The 20,824-nt window shown below is 72.2% G+C and carries 14 protein-coding genes and 1 pseudogene; 5 read left to right on the plus strand and 10 right to left on the minus strand.

All coding sequences use genetic code 11. The features are described 5' to 3' along the window. Positions 1 to 22: 22 nt before the first annotated feature. From ACWGKT_RS05260 to ACWGKT_RS05270, 3 genes are all read right to left on the minus strand, one after another. Positions 23 to 1,012, minus strand: coding sequence for an alkaline phosphatase family protein (locus ACWGKT_RS05260; RefSeq protein WP_453272530.1), 990 nt, complete (start codon positions 1,010 to 1,012; stop codon positions 23 to 25). A 5-nt stretch (positions 1,013 to 1,017) separates the two neighbouring features. Further along, positions 1,018 to 1,422, minus strand: a complete 405-nt coding sequence (locus ACWGKT_RS05265; protein WP_453272531.1) for a hypothetical protein — start codon at positions 1,420 to 1,422, stop codon at positions 1,018 to 1,020. 147 nt (positions 1,423 to 1,569) lie between these two features. Further along, positions 1,570 to 2,025, minus strand: a complete 456-nt coding sequence (locus ACWGKT_RS05270; protein WP_453272532.1) for a hypothetical protein — start codon at positions 2,023 to 2,025, stop codon at positions 1,570 to 1,572. Positions 2,026 to 2,226: 201 nt separating this feature from the next. Here ACWGKT_RS05270 and ACWGKT_RS05275 point away from each other — a divergent pair, with 201 nt between their 5' ends. Together ACWGKT_RS05275 and ACWGKT_RS05280 are read left to right on the plus strand one after the other, a co-directional pair. After that, entirely contained in the window at positions 2,227 to 3,399 is a 1,173-nt protein-coding gene (locus ACWGKT_RS05275) for a S1 family peptidase (RefSeq protein ID WP_453272533.1), read from the plus strand. Positions 3,400 to 3,485: 86 nt separating this feature from the next. Further along, a complete protein-coding gene (locus ACWGKT_RS05280; RefSeq protein ID WP_453272534.1) occupies positions 3,486 to 5,861 on the plus strand; it encodes an AbfB domain-containing protein in 2,376 nt (791 codons plus the stop codon). A gap of 39 nt (positions 5,862 to 5,900) precedes the next feature. On the opposite strand, the gene ACWGKT_RS05285 is transcribed toward ACWGKT_RS05280, so the two are convergent. The 4 genes from ACWGKT_RS05285 to ACWGKT_RS05300 all read right to left on the minus strand — a co-directional run bounded on the left by ACWGKT_RS05285 (position 5,901) and on the right by ACWGKT_RS05300 (position 12,784). Beyond that, positions 5,901 to 8,720, minus strand: coding sequence for an eCIS core domain-containing protein (locus ACWGKT_RS05285; RefSeq protein ID WP_453272535.1), 2,820 nt, complete (start codon positions 8,718 to 8,720; stop codon positions 5,901 to 5,903). Between the two features lie 76 nt (positions 8,721 to 8,796). Beyond that, positions 8,797 to 10,629, minus strand: coding sequence for a GMC family oxidoreductase N-terminal domain-containing protein (locus ACWGKT_RS05290; RefSeq protein ID WP_453272536.1), 1,833 nt, complete (start codon positions 10,627 to 10,629; stop codon positions 8,797 to 8,799). Continuing rightward, the gene (locus ACWGKT_RS05295) at positions 10,626 to 12,101 is read right to left on the minus strand and encodes a hypothetical protein (protein ID WP_453272537.1); all 1,476 of its coding nucleotides are present in this window, start codon (positions 12,099 to 12,101) and stop codon (positions 10,626 to 10,628) included. Before ACWGKT_RS05295 ends, ACWGKT_RS05290 begins: the two co-directional genes overlap by 4 nt. Further along, on the minus strand, positions 12,098 to 12,784 hold the full coding sequence (locus ACWGKT_RS05300; RefSeq protein ID WP_453272538.1) for a FadR/GntR family transcriptional regulator: 687 nt from the start codon (positions 12,782 to 12,784) through the stop codon (positions 12,098 to 12,100). The genes ACWGKT_RS05295 and ACWGKT_RS05300 overlap by 4 nt, the downstream gene beginning before the upstream one ends. A 94-nt stretch (positions 12,785 to 12,878) precedes the next feature. Between ACWGKT_RS05300 and ACWGKT_RS05305 the strand changes: the two genes are divergently transcribed. Beyond that, positions 12,879 to 14,660 carry a serine/threonine-protein kinase gene (locus tag ACWGKT_RS05305; protein WP_453272539.1) on the plus strand — a complete coding sequence of 594 codons (1,782 nt, stop codon included), beginning with the start codon at positions 12,879 to 12,881 and terminating at the stop codon, positions 14,658 to 14,660. Positions 14,661 to 14,672: 12 nt separating this feature from the next. Here the strand turns inward: ACWGKT_RS05305 and ACWGKT_RS05310 are convergent, their stop codons facing one another. Next, complete coding sequence (locus ACWGKT_RS05310) at positions 14,673 to 16,430, minus strand: protein kinase domain-containing protein (RefSeq protein WP_453272540.1); 1,758 nt, start codon at positions 16,428 to 16,430, stop codon at positions 14,673 to 14,675. 127 nt (positions 16,431 to 16,557) lie between these two features. On the opposite strand from ACWGKT_RS05310, the gene ACWGKT_RS05315 reads away from it, so the two are divergent. Beyond that, positions 16,558 to 18,252, plus strand: a complete 1,695-nt coding sequence (locus ACWGKT_RS05315; RefSeq protein WP_453272541.1) for a hypothetical protein — start codon at positions 16,558 to 16,560, stop codon at positions 18,250 to 18,252. A gap of 92 nt (positions 18,253 to 18,344) precedes the next feature. On the opposite strand, the pseudogene ACWGKT_RS05320 reads toward ACWGKT_RS05315, so the two are convergent. Together ACWGKT_RS05320 and ACWGKT_RS05325 are read right to left on the minus strand one after the other, a co-directional pair. After that, a pseudogene (locus ACWGKT_RS05320) lies at positions 18,345 to 18,950 on the minus strand (WD40 repeat domain-containing protein); the annotation flags it as partial. Next, entirely contained in the window at positions 18,848 to 19,501 is a 654-nt protein-coding gene (locus tag ACWGKT_RS05325; RefSeq protein ID WP_453272713.1) for a WD40 repeat domain-containing protein, read from the minus strand. The gene ACWGKT_RS05325 and the pseudogene ACWGKT_RS05320, both read right to left, overlap by 103 nt. 257 nt (positions 19,502 to 19,758) lie before the next feature. On the opposite strand from ACWGKT_RS05325, the gene ACWGKT_RS05330 reads away from it, so the two are divergent. Further along, positions 19,759 to 20,649: a serine hydrolase gene (locus ACWGKT_RS05330; RefSeq protein ID WP_453272542.1), complete on the plus strand. Its 891-nt coding sequence runs from the start codon at positions 19,759 to 19,761 to the stop codon at positions 20,647 to 20,649. Positions 20,650 to 20,824 lie beyond the last annotated feature (175 nt).

Raw genomic sequence — 20,824 nt, forward strand, 5'->3', positions numbered from 1 at the left:
CCCCGCGCTCCGGTGACGTGGTTCAGTCGTCGTCGTCCGCGACGGGCGCGGCGTCCGCGCCGGGGACCTGACCGGGCAGCAGCACCTTCTTGTCACCGGGGTAGGGCCTGGTGAAGTTGTTCGAGGAGTACCAGATGTCCCGGTTCTCCTGCGCCATGTTCACCATGTCCTCCCGGGTGAAGTCCTGCTCGGCCGACCACTCGGCCCAGGCCCTCGCCATCGCGCCGGTGGCCTGCGCGGGCTGCGGGTTCGTGGTGGTCAGCGGGATCTCGTTGGGCAGGTGGGTGTACGGCGCGTACGCGGGCCGGTCGGTGAACGCGTCGTACATCGGCTCGGCCGTCATGTCCTGCTGGTTCATCGGCGGCAGACCGAGGATCTGCTCGATGGTCCGCATGACGTTCAGCTGGCTGTAGTACGTGTGCACCACCTTGCCCCGTGCCGCGTACGGGCTGATCACGAGCGTCGGGTTGCGATGCCCGTCGACATGGTCGACGCCGTTCTGCGAGTCGTCCTCCAGGACGAAGATCGCGGTGCTCTTCCAGTCCTTGCTGTGGGAGACGGTGTCGACGACGCGGCCGAGCGCCAGGTCGTTGTCGGCGACCTGCGCGGACGGTGTGATGGCGCCGGGCGCGGTGCCCGAGGTGTGGTCGTCCATCAGCCACATCATGTTGAGCGCGGGCAGGTTGCCGTCCTTCTCGTACCGGTCGAACACCGGCTTGAACAGGTCGGCCCGGTACTGGTCGGGGATGTTCAGGTCGAAGTTCGGGAAGTTCGGCTGCGTGATCTTCGCCAGGGACGGGATGTCCGTCTTCGGCTGGTAGGCGCCCACCGGGTAGTTGAGCGGGCCGTCGGCCCTGCCCTCCATGACTTGGGCGTCGTGGTACCACTTGGGCCAGCTGCCGGCGGGCGTGCCCTTGTCGCTCGCGTCGACGTAACGGTCGATCTGCTCGCCCCAGTTGGTGACGGACTTGCCGTGGGCGAGCGCGTTGTCCCAGATCCAGCCGGACTTCACGTCGCTCAGCGGGTCGCCTGGTACGAGCGCGTGTAGTTGCCGTACATCTGCTGCAGGTAGTTGTTGACGAACGCCTGGTTCAGCCAGTGGTGGCCCTCGGCGGAGTTGGTGCCGTCCGAGTACAGGTTGTCGATCAGCGGGTACGCGTCCGCCAGCGCATGGGTGTTGGGGGTGATGTGCTTGCCGAACTGGGTCAGGCTCGGATCGCCGTTGCCGCGCGGGTCGTCGCCGAGCACCTGGTCGTAGGTGCGGTTCTCCTTGACGATCAGGAACACGTGCTTGATCTTCGACGGGTCGCCGACGTGCAGCGGGACGGCGACCGGCGCGGCCTTGCCGCTGCCCGCCCGGTTGCGCCGGCGCAGCCCGTTCCACTGGTTGTTCCTGAAGACCTGCTCGGTGTACTTCCGCATCTGCGGCGCGGTCGGCGGGGCGACGCGGAACGGGTCGCGAGGGCAAGGCTTTACGGCATTATGGACCGAGCCGGAAATGCGTTTGGGAATGCGGTCCGGTGTGTCAACAACTCCCCAAGAAAAAGGGGATCTTCACAAACGCCCGGCTCACTCCCAGCTGGACGGGCCGGCCTCGCACGTGCCCTTGGCGTTCACCACGTAAATGATGTCCCGGCTTCCCACGCTGCCCGGCTCGGTGGGGGTGGGGGTGATGACGGGACACGTCGACCGCACTCCGTGGACGACGACGCGGTACGTCACCGGCCAGTCCCGCTTCTCCCGCCAGCCGACGTACATGCCGCCGCCGTCCGGCGACGAGGGGGTGTCGTTGCCCTCCACCAGCATCCCCTCCTTGCCGCACACCGGGCAGTCGAGCACACGGGCGTCCCAGGTCGAGTGGTTGACCAATCTGACCGCCAGGCCCTCGTCGGTGTTGTCCGACGTGCCGCAGCCGGTCAGCGACAGTCCGGCCACCGCGGCGAGGAGCACCAGGCTCCGGCGCGCCCGGCTTCCGCGGGGGCCGATGGAGGACGGGGTCCGGCCGGTGCGTGGCGTGAATCTCAAGTGCTGCTCTCTGGTGCGGTGGTGCGTCATGGCGAAGCCCCGCAGGTCACGGTCTGTGTGTCCGGCGAGGCCCGCACCCATTCTCGCATTGGCATGGACCTGGCGGTGACGGCTCGCTAAGCTCTGCCCCGCCACGAGTGAGAGCGCTCTCGGGAATCGGCTGTTCCACCCCCACCCCTGGAACGACGAAGGGCAACTCCGATGAGACGCAAGAGACTTACGCATGCCGTCCTGGCCGCACTCCTCACGCTCGGCGGCCTGAGCACGGCAGGCGCCTTCCCCGCCTCGGCGAGCGTGTCCGCGGCGGACACCCCGCGTACGGCCTCCCCCAAGGCCGCCTCCGACGGCCTCCTGTCCGCCATGCAGAGGGACTTCGGCCTGTCGCGAGCCCAGGCCGAGACCCGGCTCGCGGCCGAGCGGGCCGCCACGGCACTCGCTCCGAAGGCGCGCCGCACGGCCGGGTCCGCCTATGCGGGCTCCTGGTTCGACCGCGCAGGCGGTCGCCTGACGGTGGCCGTCACACCGGACGCGTCGGCCGCCACACGCCGGGCACTGCGCGCCGCCGGGGCCGGACTCCGCACGGTCCAGCACAGCGCACGGCAGTTGGACGCGGCCAAGACACGCCTCGACCGGCTGACCGCCCCCTCGGGGGTGAGCGGCTGGCACGTCGATCCCGTGGCCAACACGGTCGTCGTCGACATCGTGCGCGACAAACGCTCTGACAACGATGTCCGCACCTTCGTGTCCCGGGCCCGCCGCACCGGTCCTGTCACCGTCAGGACCGTCTCCGCGGCCCCGCGCACCTTCGCCGCGGGCACGGTCGGCGGCGACCCCTACTACACGGGCAACGTCCGCTGCTCCATCGGGTTCTCGGTGTACGGCGGGTTCGTCACCGCCGGGCACTGCGGCCGGCCGTACGCCGCCGTCTACGGCTGGGACGGCTCCTACGTCGGCAACTTCCAGGGCTCCTCGTTCCCGGGCGACGACTACGCCTGGGTGAGCGTGGGCAGCGGCTGGTGGACCGTCCCGGTGGTGCTCGGCTGGGGCACGATCCCCGACCAGCTCGTGCGCGGCTCGGCCGTGGCACCCGTCGGCTCGTCCATCTGCCGGTCGGGATCGACCTCGCACTGGCACTGCGGCACGGTGCTCGCCACCGACGAGACCGTCAACTACAGCCAGGGCACGGTGTATCAGCTGACGAAGACCAGCGTGTGCGCCGAACCCGGCGACTCCGGTGGCTCGTTCATCAGCGGTGACCAGGCCCAGGGCGTCACCTCGGGCGGCTGGGGCAACTGCTCCGGCGGCGGCGAGACCTGGTTCCAGCCGATCAACGAAATCCTGAACCGCTACGGACTGACCCTGCACACGTACTGACCGCACGCGGTCGCACCGTGGGGTTCCGAGCACCACGGCGGAACCCCACCGGGCCGGCACGCCGCGCAGACCATGGAGCAGACAGCATGCCGAGTCTCTCGTCCTCCCGTCCCTCCGCGCCGTCCCGGTCCGAGCAGACCTGGCGGTACTTCGTGGCCGCCGTCGCGGTGGCGACGCTGGTCGTCACCACCCTGCTCACCTCCGGCGCGCCCGCGGCCCGGGCCGCGGAGGTTTGGACCCCCAAACCCGCCCCGATGTCCACCCCCTGGACCAGCCGGGTCTCCGTCGACCACCCCCTGCCCGAATATCCCCGCCCGCAGCTCACCCGGCCCGACTGGGCCAACCTCAACGGCCTGTGGGACTTCGCGGTCACCCCGCGCGACGCCGCGCAGCCCACCACGTACGGCGAGCGGATCCGCGTGCCGTTCGTGCCGGAGTCCGCGCTCTCCGGCATCCAGCGCAGGATCAGCGGCGACGACCGACTCTGGTACCGGCGCACCTTCACCGTGCCCGCCGACTGGGGCAACCGCCGCGTCCAGCTCAACTTCGGCGCCTCCGACTGGGAGACCACGGTCTGGGTCAACGGCCGGCGGGCGGGGGCCGTGCACCGTGGCGGCTACGACGCCTTCTCGTACGACATCACGTCCCTGTTGAACGGCGGCACCAACACCGTCGTCGTCTCGGCGTACGACCCGACGGAGGCCGGCGGCCAGGCCATCGGCAAACAGCGCGTCCAGGACGTCACCCCGCACCCCGGGCACAGCATCGTCTACACCGCCTCGTCGGGCATCTGGCAGACCGTCTGGCTGGAGCCCACCGCCCCCGCCCACATCACCCGGCTCGACCTGGTCCCGCATCTGGAGGACGGCACGCTGCACGTGACGGTGCACGGCGCCGGAGCCGACGGCGCGGCCGTCAAGGTCACCGTCTCCGGCGGCGGCACCCCCGTCGGCAGCGCCACGGGTACGGTCGGTACCGAGTTCTCCGTGTCCGTGCCGAACGCCCGCCTCTGGTCGCCCGACGACCCGTTCCTCTACGACGTCACGGCCCAGCTCACCGGGACCCCGGGAGCCGACCGGGTCGGCAGCTACGCCGGCCTGCGGTCCATCGCGGTCAAGGACGTGGACGGCGTGCGCCGCCCGGTCCTCAACGGACGCTTCGTCTTCCAGACGGGCACCCTGGACCAGGGCTTCTGGCCCGACGGCATCTACACCGCCCCCACCGACGAGGCGCTCCGGTTCGACCTGCAAAAGCACAAGGACCTCGGCTTCAACATGGTCCGCAAACACATCAAGGTGGAGCCGCAGCGCTGGTTCTACTGGGCGGACCGGCTCGGACTGCTGGTGTGGCAGGACATGCCGTCCATGGACAGCGCCAAGACCCCGGACGGCGCGTCCCGCACCCAGTGGGAGAGCGAGTACCGGGCCGTCATCGACCAGCACCGCAGCTCGCCCGCGCTGATCCAGTGGGTCGACCAGAACGAGGGCTGGGGCCAGTACGACCAGGCCCGCATCGCCGACCTGGTCAAGGCGTACGACCCCTCCCGCCTCGTCGACAACATGAGCGGCGTCAACTGCTGTGCCGCCCAGGACGGCGGCAACGGCGACGTCATCGACAACCACAACTACGTCGGCCCCGGCAACACGCCGACGGAACCGGTGCGCGCCTCGGTGCTCGGCGAGTACGGCGGCCTCGGCTACCGCGTGCCCGGACACGAGTGGTACCCGGGCGGCGGCTTCAGCTACGAGGACCAGCCGACCCTGTCCGCCCTCGACGACCGGCTTGTCGGACTGCTGGACGGGATCCGGGAGAACGCGATGCCCGCGGGCGGCCTGTCGGCCTCCGTCTACACACAGATCACCGACGTGGAGAACGAGGCCAACGGGCTGCTGACCTACGACCGTCAGGTGGTCAAGGTCGACGAGCCCCGCGTCCGGGCGGCCAACGAGGCCCTCATCGCCGCCTCCCGCACGCTCGGCCCGCCGGTGCGGCTTCCCGTGGACCAGTACGTGTCCATCCGCGTCACCACACCCGGCTACACCGACCGCTACGTCCGGCACTACGACGGACTCGGCTACACCGAGGTGGTCACCGCCGGCAGCGACGACGTGCTGAAGCAGGACGCCACCTGGAAGGTGAGGCCGGGCCTGGCGAACAAGCTCTGCTATTCGTTCGAGTCGCGCAACTACCCCGGTGAATACCTGCGCCACCGCGACTTCCGGGTCCGACGCGAGGCGGGCGACGACTCCGCGCTGTACGGGGCGGACGCGACCTGGTGTCCGGTCCGCGGCGAGGGAGGCATCAGGCTGGCCGCGTCCGACTTCCCCGGCCAGTACCTGCGGCACATCAACGCCGAACTCTGGCTGGCCCGGTCGGGCGGCACCCACGCCTGGGACAACCCGAACTCCTTCACCGAGGACACCACTTGGGCCATCGAGGCCCCTTGGGCGCAGGCGCCCTGACCGACCGGCAGGCCGGGGCCGCGCCCGGGCCGGCGGTCGTCACACCTCCGTGGCTTTGACGTGCTCGTACCAGTCGCTGCCGCCGTTCGCCGCGATGTGTCCCGTGTCGTGCTTCCACTCGCTCTCCGTGACCCGGAAGCTCGCGCCCGGCATGAGCAGCACCTCGGCCTCCGTGCCCTGGTACTGGTGGAACGGGTCGATGTCGCGGCCGTACTTGCCGGTGAGCGTCAGTTCCAGCAGGACCCGGTGCCGTGACATGCCGTCGACCCGCTGACCCCGCATGAAGGTCATCCCCACGCGCTCCACCCGGCTGGTGCTGTCGAAGGAGGTGGTGAAGATGGAACCCGGCCGGTAGTTGACCGCCGCGTACCGGCCCAGCTGGGACACCGGCCCCTCCCCGCCGAGCTTCCAGTCGCCCCGGTAGACCTTGCCGGTCACGGGAGGCAGCCGGTTCAGCGCCTCCATCGTCATGTCGGCGTGCGCCTTCAGCTCCTCGAAGAGCACGGGCGCGAGTTCGTCGATCCGCGGGTCGATGATCGCCAGCGCCGCCTCCTTGGCCGCCGCGTTCGTCCCCCGGGCCGCCAGGAGCTGCGGCGAGATCACCGGGTCCTGGTCGATCGTGGGCAACTTCTCGTGCGGGTTCCGGACGGCCCAGCGGAGCTGACTCTTGATCTCGGCGAGCGAGAGGGACTCGGCACCGGCGGTGAGCAGACCGCCGGTGCCGTACGGCGCGTACCCCTCGGGCAGGAGCCGGCTGCGCACCGCCGCGTTGATCATCCTGTGCGCGCCGCCCGTGTACGTCATCAGGGCGGTGGCGTGCGCGGGCTTGAACTTCTCCGCGACCTGGGTGGTGGAGGCGTTGTTGTTGTCGGCCTTCCACTTCGTGATGCGCGGGGTGGGCGTGGTGTCGCCCTGCAGGAAGGTGTTGTACTTGGTCTGAGCTTGGCCGGCCGCGCCCACGCCCGGCTCCATGAAGCCGCTCGCCTTGGGGTCCTGGACCCGGGGCCGGGAGGCTTCGGCGAGATACATCAGCTCGTGCGGGAACTGGCCCCGGACGCAGACGTTCTGGCGCAGCTCCTCCTCGGTGAAGGGCGCGATGTCCTGGTACATCAGCGCGGCGCCCTTGTCGGCCCGCATGGCGGACTCCTTGGGCCCCTTGACCCCGGCCGCCCAGGAACCGCGCAGGATCTCGTAGAGCGAGTGGTCCCAGGAGGGCAGCATCCAGCCCATCACGGCCATCCGGTAGTCGAAGACGTCCACCCCGGCCGCGTTGATCCACTGGAAGGTCTTGAGCATGCGGGTCGTGGTGCCCGACATGCCCGCGACGACCGGGAGGCCGCGCGCGGCGCTCGACTTCGCCCAGCTCGACGCCTGGTTGATCTCGTAGTAGGCGCTGCCCTCGATCCAGGGCAGCTTGGCGTCCTTGCCCGGACGGCCCGCGAACACCAGCTCCCGGGCGCTGAGCGGGGCGCCCCGGTCCTCGTAGTCGCGGGGGGTCTTGCGGTGGGCGTCCCGGTCGGCGTCGCTGCGTTTCTGTCGCGGCCCCTGGCTGCTGACCATCTCAAGCGTGTCGCCGAAGAGGGTCTCCGAGTTCGACTGGGCCAGGATGTTGCCCAGCGCGTACGGGTCCTTCGCGTAGTTGTAGCCCTTGCCCTGGGTGCTCGCCGCCGTCTCCAGGAACGTCCGCGACCAGCTGTTGAGGAACGCGGAGTGCTTCTTCACCTCGTCCACGTTCATGCCGAGACCCGACGCCAGCTGCGGCTTGGGGCCGATGATGCCGTTCAGGACCTCCTTGAGCGAGAGCTTGCCCGCGCCGCCGTCCGGCCCGGTCGTGTTGTAGTAGGCGGCGTTGTACAGCGCCGTCATCAACTCCCGCACATTGCCGTCGCGGGCGAAGAACTCCTTGATCTGGTCGGTGGTCATGCCCTCGCCCACCTGGCCGCCGCTCGTCGTGTCGTTCATGAAGAACGACTTGTTGGCCAGAGCCGGGTTCTTGTGCTCCCGTTGGGCGTAGGAGATGAGGAGGCGCTTGAGCCGGGCCACGGTCGCGCGGGCCGCCGCGAGGGCCCGCGGATGGTTGAACGCGTAGCCGCCCAGCCGCTTCTCGAACTCCTCGGCCGCGGCCTGCCAGCCCGTTCGCGCGTAGTACTGGGCGTGGTCGAACGGCGCCTCGCCGTTCCCGTAGCGCTGCACGGCGACCGGTCCGCCGGTCCGGGCCGGCGCGGCCACCCGCTGCACGGGTGAGTCGGTGACCGGCACGGGACCGGACAGGACGCGGCGGGCGTTCTCCTCCGCGGCGCGTTCGAAGTGGTCGGAGGGGTGCGAGATGCTCAGGCCCGCGCCGTTGTCGGTGCCCGCGACCGGCCCCTGGCGCTGCTGGATGACATGGGTCAGCTCATGGGCCAGGGTGTGCCGGTCGGCGCCGCCCGAACCGATGACGACATGGTTGCCGGAGGTGTAGGCGCGGGCACCGATCTCCGCCGCGGACGCCTGGGCGCTCGGGCCGGTGTGCAGACGCACGTCGGAGAAGTCGGCGCCCAGCCGCGCCTCCATCTCCGAGCGGACCGGCCCGTCCAGCGGCCGGCCGGTGGTGCGCAGCACGTTCGGCACCGATGAACGCTGCACCGGAGCGGACTCCCCGTGACCGCAGGAGGCGTCGTGCACATGGCGTTCCTGTTCCAGCGCCCGGACCACGGCGGCGTTCCCGGCGGAGCGCTGCAGGGCGAGGAACTGCCGCGCGGACAGCGTGCCCGACGCGGCCGGGCGGGCGGCGCCGCTCCCGGCGACAGCGGTGGCGCCGGCCGAGCGCGCGGGGACGGCGGTCCGGGCGGCCTGATCCTGCTGATCGTGACTGCGCATGGACAGATACTCGGCCATCTCCCTCTGGAACGCGAGGAGTTCACACATTCGTAAGATGTAGTGCCGCTCCCGCGGACTACCGCTCCACCTGCCCCTGAGTGATCGCCAGGGCCGCCGCCATGATGCTCAGCTGCGGATTCACCTCGGGACAGCCCGGGAGCACCGAAGCGTCCGCGACCAGCACCCCGTGCACGCCGCGCAGTCGTCCCGTCGCGTCCGCCGGGAAGCGCTCCGCGTCGGTGCCGGCCGCGACCGTGCCGGTGGGGTGGTAGGCCGACAGATGCAGCTGCCGTACGCTCGTGCCGGCGAGCAGGGTGTCCAGTTCCGCCAGGCTGCGCACCCGGGGCGTGCCGGGGATGCCGGTGAGGACTTCCTCGGCGCCCGCCGCGAACAGCAACTCGCCCATGGCGCGCACCGCCCGCAGCAGCCGGCCGGCGTCGCGGTCGTCCACGTCGTAGCGGAGAAGGATGCGGTCCCGGCCGAGCACCCGCCCGGAGGGCCGGTCGGCGATCATCGCGCCGAGGGTGGCGAGCCGGTCGGCGCCCTCCAGTTCACGGCGCAACTCGCGCCCCAGCCCCGGCAGTACGAACGACCCCATGCCGGGCGGGGTGGCGGTGGCCTCGATGAGGACGCCCTCGCCGTGATGCTCCTCCACGCCCACGCTCTGCAGGACGCCTTCCCAGGCGGTGACCGGTTCGGCGAAGCGTCCGGCGACGCTGGTGGCCGGGTGGACGCTGAGGTTGTGCCCGAGCCGGGGGTGCCGGCCGAGGCCCGAACGGCGCAGCAGCGGCGGCGATTCGAGGGCGCCCGCCGCGACCACGACCAGCGGCGCGAGGATCTCGACGGCACCGCCTTCCCGACGTACCCGCACCCCCGCCGCACGCGGCCCGCCGGGCCGGTCGGCGTCGACGAGGACGCGCTCCACCCGCGCGCCGGTGACGATACGGGCCCCCGCGGCACAGGCGTCGGGCAGCACCGACAGCTGCACGCTCTGCTTGGCTCCGGTCGGACAGCCCACCACACACTGGCAGGAGCCCTTGCAGCCGGGCGCGTTGCGCCGCAGGGGAGCCGCGCCCCAGCCGAGCGCGGACGCTCCGGCCAGCGCGATACGGCCGTTGCCGCCGAGGACGTCCAGGGGCTGGGTGGCCACGCGCAGGGTGCGCTCGACCTCGTCGAGCCGCCGCCCGAAGCCCTCGGCGGGCGCGAACCCGAACTCCTTGCCCCAGCGCGCGAGGACATGGTCCGGAGTGCGGTAGCAGGTACCCGAGTTGACGACCGTGGTGCCGCCGACGGCCCGGCCCACGGGCAGCAGCAGCGGAGGCCTGCCGACGGCGACGGTGGCACCGCCGTCCCGGTACAGGTCCGTGAACCGGTCGAGCGGGGCCCGTCGGCCGAAGGACTCCGTGGAGTGGTGCTGTCCCTCTTCGAGGACGACGACGTCGAGTCCGGCCCTGGCCAGGGTCCGGGCGGCCATGGCCCCGCCCGCACCCGAGCCGATCACGACGGCGTCCGCGATGGACCGCGCGGGCCACGCGTGCACCGGCGTGCAGTCGAGCGGGGGGTCCTGACGCGTGAGCAGAGGCGTCGGAAGCCCGTCCTGCAGCATCCGCTCGGTCCCGGCCGCGAGCAGGACGGGCACCTTGAGCACGTCCAGCAGCGGCTGCAGCGCGGGCCGTGCGCCCAGGCCGCGGAGCACGGACTCCCGCTCGGGGCCGGTGAGCGCGGCCAGTTTGCGCCCGGTCCGTGCCACGGCGTAGGCGTCCAGTCCACGCGCCGCCGCCCGTACACCGGCCCGCGCGGGCAGCGGCATCGAGGCGAGGACCGTCTCCAGCCTGGCGGGGACGCGGGCGGGCCAGTCGGCGGTGCGGTCGTCGGCGATCAGCGCGGCGACCATGCCGGTGAGGCTCATCGGGTGCCCACCTCCGCGTGGGCCGTACCGTCCAGGGTCCACTCGGCCTCGGTGCGCCAGCCGCCGAACCACCGTCGCTCCAACAGGACGTGCGCGTCGGCGCGTTCGCTGTTGCGGCAGATCGCGTGGGCGCCGTCCGGGTCGGTGTAGTCCAGGGCGAGGATGCGCTCCTCGTGCTGGGTGACCTCGACGCGGATCCGGCGCAGCCCGGCGCGGCCGGTGACCGTCCAGGTGGGCAGGCCGATGGCGGCGCGGAAGCGGCCCGCTCCGGCCCAGCCCACCGCCGGGCGTTCGGCGCGGCGCGGCCAGGTGCGGCCGCCGTGGCGCAGGCGGAGGAAGACCAGGGGAGGGAGCCGGCGCAGGCCGGGACGCACGGAGACGGCGGCGACGATCTCCAGGACGTCTCCGCCGCCGAGGTCCGCGTGCAGCCAGGACCAGCGGCGGGCGTTGCCGTGACCGTAGATCCGGGCGGAGGCGCCCGGGGCCCCGGTGAGCGTCAGCGTGGTGTCGTCGTGGGTGAAGGTCCCGTCGTAGGAGGCGTTCGCGGCGGGGAGCATCTGGGCGGCGGGCAGCAGGGGCCGCCGCCACGACCATCGGGGGAAGGTGAACAGCGGCTCGCCCAGGGGCCGTTCGGTGAGCTCCCAGCGCAGGGCGTCGTCCTCCGCCGAGCCGCTCAGGTGTCCCGGCCGGACCACGACCCCGTCCATGCTGAATCCGGCCCGGTCGGCGGTCCAGCGGGTGGGACCGAAGCGCGCGTGCCGCACCGGTCCGTCCTTGGGGAACACCGCGGCCCAGCCGTGCGCGTACGGCTCGGATCCGTCGGCGGGCGCGACGAGTTCGTGGTGCAGCCACAGTCCGCCGCCGGTCGCCGGGTCGGTGACGGTGGTGTACCAGACCTCGGTACGGCCCGGCTCGCCACGCCAGCGGGGCGCGAGGAGCGCGTCGGGGTCCTCCCGGCGCGGGAAGCGGAAACTCGCGAGGAACGGCAGGAGCTGGGTGGCCACGGGGAAGCGCAGGGTGCCGGTGCCGACCTGTGCGCCGTCCTCGTACAGCGTGAACGGCAGGACGGTCATCGAGGCCACCGGCCTGCGCGGTGTCACGGACTTCCAGCCGTCGAGGGTCAGCCGGCGGCCGTCGGCGGTGAACGCGATGCGGTAGCGGATCCGGCGCCGTGCGAGCGGCGAGATCTCCAACTCGCCCTCGGCGCCCGCGTCGTCGGCCCAGCCGGCGATCCGGACCCGGCCGGTGGCGCAGGCCTGGGTCGTGCCCGTCAGCCGCATCACGCGGTCCGCCGAGACCCGCAGATCGAGGCGTACCTGGCGGGTGCGCTCCTCGTCGTCGAGCCGCAGCGTGCCGAGCATCGTCTCGGTGAACAGGGTGCCGCGAGCCGGGGTGTTGCCGCCGTTGCCCGTGCTCGTGCTCGTGCTCGTGCCCGTGCCCTTGCCCTTGCCCGCAGTGCCTGCCGTGCTCATGCGAGACCCTCCAGCATGATCCGCTCGGTCGTCGTCAGATACTCCTCGGCCGCCCGCCGGGCACCCGCCCGGTCGCCGGCCGTGACCGTGTCGACCACCGGCTCCAGGCGTCCGTGGGCCACGGCGGCGTCCGTGAACGGGCCGCGGAGCGCGGCGCGTACCGGCAGATAGGCGTTGAAGAGGGTGTTGGTCAGCAGGACATAGACCCGGTTGCCCGTGGCACGGGCCAGGGCCCGGTGCACCTCGACGTCCGCGAGCTGCACGGCGTCGCCGCCCTCCGCCTCGCGCACGGCGGCCAGCAGGACGCGCAGCTCGGCGCGTTGCCGCTCGGTGGCCCGGTCCGCGGCGCGTTCGGCGATCAACGCCCCGATACTGCGCCGTACTTCGAAGATCTCGCCGATCCAGTGACTGTCGTGCCGCACGAGCATGGGCAGCAGATCGGCCCCGCCGAGGCGCAGATAGTCCCGCACGCGGGTGCCGACACCGTGCCTGGTCTCCAGCAGGCCCGCCTGTACGAGGCGGCCGAAGGCGTGCTTGAGGGTGGTGCGCGTGACGCCGTAGCCATCGGCGAGACTGCGCTCCGGTGGCAGGTAACTCCCGGCCGGATGCCGCCCGGTGAGGATGTCCTCACGCAGCCGGTTCTCCAGTACGTCGACGATGGTCTCGCGGGGCAGTGCCTCCACGCGGTCCTCCCCAGTGGCTCAGTGGATGAGCCACTCAACCAATGGGAGGCGGGGAAGTCAATGGCTGTGTCCGGCGGGGGTTATCCTCCTCGGCATGAGTGAGGGGGAAAGCGGCAGACGGATCGTCGACGGCCGCTTCGCATTGCAGGCCAGGCTCGGGGGCGGCGGCATGGGCACGGTGTGGCGTGCCCAGGACCTGCTGCTGCACCGCGACGTGGCCATCAAGGAAGTACGGCCGCCGGACGCCGGTCTCGCCGAGTACGACCCGGACGGCGCCCGGACGCTGCGCGAACGGGTCCTGCGGGAGGCCCGCGCGCTGGCCAGGGTCGATCACCCGAACGTCGTGACCATCCACCACATCGTCGACGGCGGTCCCGACACCTACCCGTGGATCGTCATGGAGCTGGTCCAGGGCGGCTCGCTGGCCGACCGTCTCCACCACGGCCCCATGCACCCTGCCGAGGCTGCCCAACTCGGCCAGGGCGTCCTGTCGGCGCTGCGCGCGGCGCACGCCGCCGGCGTGCAGCACCGGGACGTGAAGCCCGCCAACGTCCTGCTGCGCCCCGACGGCCGCCCGGTCCTCACCGACTTCGGCATCGCCGCGCTGCGCGAGTCGACCGCGCTCACGGTGACCGGGGCGCTGATCGGCACCCCCGACTACATGGCGCCTGAGCGCATCTCGGGCGGCCCGGGCGGGCCGGAGGCGGACCTGTGGTCACTGGCGATGATGCTGTACGTGGCGGTCGAGGGGCAGCACCCGATGCGCCGGGGCACGACGCTGGCCACGCTCGCCGCCGTGCTCTACGACGAGGTACCGCCGCCCACCCACGCCGGCCCGCTCACCGACCTGCTCAACCGCGTCCTGGTGAAGGACCCGGCGGTGCGGCCGGACGCCGAGACGGTGGAACGCATGCTCGCGGCCGCTGCCGCGGCGCGGCCCGCTCCCGAGCAGCAGGCCACGTCGTACCAGTTGGCACCCCCGATGCCCGTGCAGCAACCCCGGGACGCCGCGCCCTGGACGTCCACGCCCGACACGGCGGGTGGTGCGGGTGCCTTCGGCACGACCACGGCGGGTGGTTTCGGAGCTTTCGGCAGCACCACGGCGGGTGGTGCCGGAGCCTTCGGTGTCACCACCGCGGGTGATGCCGGTCCCGTCGACGCGCACGCGGTCACCAAGCGGACCGAACGGCCGCGGCGTACCCGGAACATCGTGATCGCCTGCTCCGTGGTCGCCACCGTCGCGGTCGGCGGCGTGATCCAGGGACTGGTGTACAACGGCGGTGGCCACGACGCCGGCTCCGATTCCACCGACCCCACCAACTCGCCGCGCCAGACCGCGTCCCGCACGCCCGGCGCGACCTCCGGCGGCGCGGACGACCAGGGTTCCGGTGGCGCGACTGATCGGACCTCCGGGGACTCGAAGACGACCGACCTGCTCACTCCCGACGGCATCCGCACCGCCCTGAAGGCCATCGAACGCGAAACGGGACGTGACTCGTTCGGCGACTTCAGCGTCTATCCCGGGTACGTCAACGCCGAGGTCATGGTCGCCGGCAGCCGGACCAGCTACGAGACCTACACCTACCGCGTGAACGGCGGCGTGGAGAAGGGCATCATCACGGGCAAGCTGATGGGCGGCTACCAGCCGTTGAGCCTGGACGACTTCAACTGGGACGCGGTTCCCGCGCTCCTCGCCGAAGCGAAGAAGAAGCTCAAGGTCGACAAGCCCACGAGCCGCTACCTGCTGATCCGCCAGCCGAACAACATCTTCGACACCCCGGCCGGTATGGCGATCTACCTGAGCGACCAGTACGACCACGGCGGGTACATGGAGGCCGACCCGCACGGCAAGGTGACCAAGACGATGGCGGACTGAGGCCGACGGGCGTCAGGAGGAGCGGGTCAGGCGGGACGGTGAACCGGCCGTCTGGCTGCCCTCGTTGTCGAGCCGGAGGGTGTCGGCGCCGGTCTTGGTCAAGGTGTAGAGGTTGCCGCGCACACAGACCACCCCGGCCGACGGGTCGGTGGGCGTGCTGGTGGCCGCCTCGAAGACCATCGAGTTCCGGTGGGTCTCCCGCAGGCGCAGCGTCTCGGTGCATCCGACGTCCCGGCCGCTGCCGGCCTCGGTGACATGGCTGACCTGGCGGCCCACGAGTTCGCCGCGGGCCGCCGCGTGCAGGGTGACGACCACGGCGACCTCACTGGTCCGGGAGGTGACGACACCGTCGGCGGACTTGCTCCCCGGCCCCGTGCCCTTCCAGGTACCGACCCACGCTGCGGGCAGGGCATCCGCCCGCGCGCCGGATCGGGACGGCGACGGAGACGAACCGCCCCTGCCGCCCGACGAGTTGACGCTGTCTCCGTCGGGCCACGACAGCGCGGCGACGACGGCCGCGACCGCCACCACACCCGCGACGACGGCGACGGTCCGCGCGCGAGGCCCCCGCCCCCGTGCCGGTGTCGGCCCGGTGGGTGGCCCGGTGGGCGGGGCGGCCGACGGACCGTAGGCGTACGGCGGCCCGAAACCGGCCGACGGCCCTGGCTCCGGGGGAGCTGTGGCGGGCACTGACACGGCGGCCGGCATGACCGACGGGGCGGCCGGAGTGACCGACGGCGGCGCGAGTGTGCCCGGCGCGACCGTGGCCATCGGCATCGAGGCCCGCGGCGCGGTGGCCGACGGCGCGCTGGCCGGTGGCACCGCGTCCCGCGGCTCGGCGAAGGCGGCTGACCGCTTCAGCAGCGCCCGCAACTCGGCTTCCCTGGCGACGAGTTCCGCGTCCAGGCCCGGTGGCGGAGCGGTCACCCAGTCGCCGGGTCCTCCGGCACTCGGCGCGGTGCTGCCCAGACGTTCCAACAGGGCCTGGGCGGTGGGGCGTTCCCGTGGTGACTTGTGCAGACAGGCGGCCAGCAGCGGCAGCAGGGATGCCGGGACGCCGTCCAGGACGGGTTCCTCGTGCGCGATCCGGTACAGCAGCCGCGCGGCGGAGGGGTCCTCGCCGGGGCGGAGGAACGGGCCCGCCCCGGTGGCCGCGTACACCAGGACCGCGCCCAGGCAGAAGATGTCGCCGGGCTCGGCCGAGCCCTCGCCGGTGACCTGCTCCGGGGCCATGTATCCGGGGGAGCCGACGACGCCCCCGGTGCGGGTGTGGCGGACGTCGTCGGCCGCGCGGGCGATGCCGAAGTCGATGAGCAGGGGGTGGCGGCGGGCCAGCAGCACATTGGACGGCTTCACGTCACGGTGGGCCAGGCCCGCCCGGTGCACGGTGCTCAGTCCCTCGGCGAGTTCCGCCGCGAGGGCCCGGACGGTGGGCTCCGGCAGCGGACCGTGCGACCGCACCCAGTCGGCCAGGGACGGCGCGGCCACGTACTCCGTAGCCAGCCACTGCGGCCGGTGTCCCGGCGGGCTGTAGTCGACGACCGCCACCGCCCAGGGGGAGCGCACCCGGTCGCTGCTGACGATCTCGCGGGCGAAGCGCTCCTCGAAGCCCGGATCCACGTCGAGTTCGGGCCGCACGGTCTTCAGCGCGAGCGGCCGGCCGGACGGGGTGCGGGAGAGGAACACCTGGCCCATGCCGCCGGCCCCGAGCCGGGCCAGCAGTCGATAGCCGCCGATGTCCGTCGGATCGGTGGGATCCAGACTCCTCATGAGCGGCTCCGGCCGATCCACGCCCTTCGCATGGGCTCATTTTACATAGCGTGTACCAATCAGAATTGACGGACTGTGCACTTGAATGGGCATGTTTTCTCCCCTGCTCTCGCTAGGGTCGGGACGCGTGAACTACTACGACCTGGGCGGCCACGGCCGACGCGTGTCGACGTCGTCCCCCGAGGCACAGACCTGGTTCGATCGCGGACTGGTCTGGACGTACGGCTTCCATCACGAGGAGGCCGTCCGCTGTTTCGAGGCGGCCGGCGCGGCGGACCCCGACTGCGCGATGGCGGACTGGGGGATCGCCTACGCGCTGGGCCCCAACTACAACAAGCCCTGGGAGTTCTTCGACGAGCAGGACCTGGCGCGCACGGTGGAGCGCACCCACACGGCCGTGGAGCGCGCCCACGCCAAGGCCGCGTCCGCGACCCCGGTCGAGCGGGCCCTCATCGAGGCCTTGCGCGCCCGCTACCCGCGCACCCAGGCCGCGGATGCCGAGGAATGCGGCGTGTGGAACGCGGCCTACGCCGACGCCATGCGGGGCGTCCACGAACTGGCCCCGGACGACCTCGACGTGGCCACTCTGTACGCCGACGCCCTGATGAACCTCACCCCCTGGGAGCTGTGGGACATCCGCACGGGCCGGCCGACCGAAGGGGCGCGCACGACGGAGGCCAAGGCGGTGCTCGAACGGGCGATGGCGATCGAGGCGGGCGCCCGGCACCCCGGACTGCTGCACATGTACATCCACCTGATGGAGATGTCCTCGACCCCCGAGGCCGCCCTCACCGTCGCCGACCGGCTGCGGGACCTGGTGCCCGACGCCGGACATCTGCAGCACATGCCGTCGCATCTGGAGGTGCTCTGCGGCGACTACCGCCGGGTGGTCTCCGACAACGCCGCGGCGATCGCGGCCGACGAGAAGTACCACGCGCGGGCCGGCGCGATGAACTTCTACACCCTCTACCGGTGCCACAACCTGCACTTCAGGATCTACGGCGCGTTGTTCCTGGGCCGCCTCCAGGACGCCCTCGACACCGCGCGGCGGCTGGAGGCCGCCGTACCCGAGGACCTGCTGCGCGTGGAGAGTCCGCCCATGGCCGACTGGCTGGAGGGCTTTCTCGCCATGCGGGTCCATGTGCTGATCCGCTTCGGTCGGTGGGAGGACATCCTGCGGCTGCCCCTGCCCACAGACCCGCGGCTGTACTGCGTGAGCACGGCGATGCTGCACTACGCGCGCGGCGTCGCGCTGTCCGCCACCGGCAGGATCGCCGAGGCCGGGAGGGAACGCGCCCTGTTCCGCGAGGCGGTCGCCCGGGTCCCGGAGACCCGCATGCTGTTCAACAACACCTGTGTGGACATCCTCGCGGTCGCCTCGGAGCTGCTCGATGGCGAACTGGCCTACCGCACGGGCGACTTCGACGCGGCCTTCGCCGCCCTGCGCCGGTCGATCGAACGGGACGACAACCTCCCGTACGACGAGCCGTGGGGGTGGATGCAACCCACCCGGCACGCGTACGGCGCACTGCTCCTGGAGCGGGGCCTGGTCGCGGAGGCCGAGGCGGTCTACCGCGCCGACCTCGGCCTCGACGACACGCTGCCCCGGGCGCTGCAACACCCGGGCAACGTATGGTCCCTGCACGGGTACCACGAATGCCTCGTGCGGCTCGGCAGGACGGGCGAGGCCGGGATCGTCGCCCAGCAGTTGAAGATCGCGGCGGCGACGGCGGACGTACCGATCACCTCGTCCTGCTTCTGCCGCCTCGACACCGCCCCGCCCGCCGACCCGGGCGACGACTGCTGCACACCCCGTCCCTGAGCCCGGCCGGAGGGCTGCTCCGGCGCCAGATTCCGAGACGGTTCAGGGGAGTTGTCGGGCAGGAGCGCCCCGGTCCTCGCGTCCCACACGCGCGCGGTGCGGTCGTGCGAGCCGGTGACGAGGCGTTCGCCGTCGGGGGACCAGGCGAGGGTGGCGACGATGTTGTCGTGGCCGGCCAGCACCGGGCCCACCGTCCCGTCCCGCTGCCACAGCCGGGCGGTGCCGTCCGAGGACGCGGTGGCGACGCGCGCGCCGGACGGGTCCCGTCGCGCCCGCCACACGTAGTCGGTGTGCCCGGACAGGACCGTCTCGGCGGGCGGGCCGGCGGGCCGCCACACGCGGGCGGTGCCGTCGTGGCCCGCGCTGACGAGGTCGTGGCCGTCGGGCGACCAGTGGGCCTCCCGGACGGGCAGGCGGTGACGGGTGGAGACGTGGGCGGCGGCGCCGGTGCGGACGTCCCGGACCCGGACGCTGCCGTCGTCGGAGGCGCTCGCGAGCAGCCGGTCGCCGGGCGCCCACGACAGGCTGCGGATGGCCGAGGCGTGCCCGGTCATCACCTGGAGTTCGGTCGCGCCACTGACGTCCCAGACCCGCGTCACCCAGTCCTGGCAGCCGGTGACCAGCCGACGGCCGTCCGGCGACCAGGCCACACTCCACACCAGGTCCCGGTGGCCGGCCAGCGCGTGCAGCTGGGCCATCGAGCCCGTGTCCCACACGCGCACCGTGTGCCGGAGGACGCCGTCGCCAGCCGGCGCCCGTCCGGCGACCACGCGACGTCCCACACCGTGTCCTGGTGCACCGGCACGGCGAGCCGGAGCATGCCGTCCGAGCGGGACCGGACACGCAGCGTACGGTCCTCCGAGACGGTGGCCAGCGAGGCGCCGTCCGGGGACCAGCACACGGACGTGACCGCCTGCGGGTGTGCCGCCAGGACCAAGGTCGCCTCGTCGCCGTCGGGCGACCAGAGCCGCACCGTGCCGTCGTCGCAGGCCGAGGCCGGCTCACCGCGCGGCGACCAGGCCACCCGGCGGACGCTGCCGGTATGCCCCCGCCAGATCCGCACGCACTCCCCCGTGGCCGCGCGCCACAGCCGCACCGTGGTGTCTGCGGACCCGGAGGCGAGGTAGGTGCCGTCGGGGGACCAGTCCAGCGCGTCGACGCGGTCGGTGTGCCCGGTCAGGACCGCGATGCAGCGGCCGGTGCGCGCCTCCCCTGATCCACCGCACGAACACCGCGGGATGGTCCGGATAGCCGGTCACGTAGTTGGCGGCCAGACCGATCAGTACGCCCCGGACCAGCGAGGAGACCTGGAGCCCCACCTTCACGAGTCGTCGCACCGGCCCCCGATGTTTCTGCCCGTACTCACGCCAGTGCCTGCTTCTGTGGTTCTGTTCACAATTCGCCGGAAACCGGGTCCTGCGTGGTGCCCGTCACATCGCGGATCGGGTCTTTTGCCTAGGTTCGGTGGCCTGTGTCCCCCCACGTGAACTGTTGAGGCACCGCACCATGGCGTATCCATCGACCCCTCTGTCGTACCCGCGGAACGCGGAGGGCCGTCGACCCCGGGGGAGACGCGCCGCGGTCTGGGGCGGTGTCCTCGCGGCCGCGGCGGCGACGGTCTTCTCGGTCGGCACCCCGGCCCCGGCGGCGACGGGCGCACACCCCGACGTGGCCGCGGCCCCGGGATGGGTGAAGACGCAGGGGAAGGCGCGCGTGACGGCCGCCGTCCTCGACCTCGACGGCAGCGGCCGCAAGCCCCTGGTCTACGGCGCCGACGTCCGGTACGACACCGCGAGCATCATCAAGGTCGACATCCTCGCCACGGCACTGCTCCAGGCCCAGGACGCCGGCCACGGCCTCACCGCCGAGCAGCGGGCCGAGGCCGAGGTGATGATCGAGCGCAGCGACAACACGGCGGCGAACGCCCTGTGGCGGCAGATCGGCCTGGCCCCCGGCCTGGAGGCGGCCAACGAGCGACTGGGGCTGACCTCCACCCGTGGCGGCCCGGGCGCCAAGTGGGGGCTCACGAGGACGACGGCGAGCGACCAGATAAGGCTGCTCCGCGCGGTCTTCGGTACGGGCACCGCCGCGCAGGGGGGCTCCAAGGCGCTCAACCAGGCGTCCCGGACCTACATCCGTACGCTCATGAACCGGATCGCCGGCGAACAGGCGTGGGGTGTCTCCGCCGCGGCCGACTCCGGGTGGGCGTTGAAGAACGGCTGGCTGCAGCGCGCGACCACGGGGCTGTGGGACGTCAACAGCGTGGGCAGGATCGCGGTGGGCAAGCATCACTACCTCGTCGCGGTCCTCTCGGACGGCAACACGTCGATGAAGGACGGCGTCGCGCTCGTCGAGCGCGCGGCCCGAACGGCCGTCGCGTCGGCCACGGCCGGCTGAGGCCGCCCTCGCGGCCGACCGGCGGTGCCCTCGGGGAGGGCTGAGGGCGCCCTCGCGGAGGGCTTCGTGGCCGTGCGGTCTGCCCGGTGCGTCACAACTTACGCTCGTTCGATCCTACGAACTTCCGGCTCAGGGGTTCCGGTACGGAGTCTGATAGGAAACCTTCCTGTTAGTG

The sequence above is a fragment of the Streptomyces sp. NPDC054794 genome (assembly GCF_053611585.1).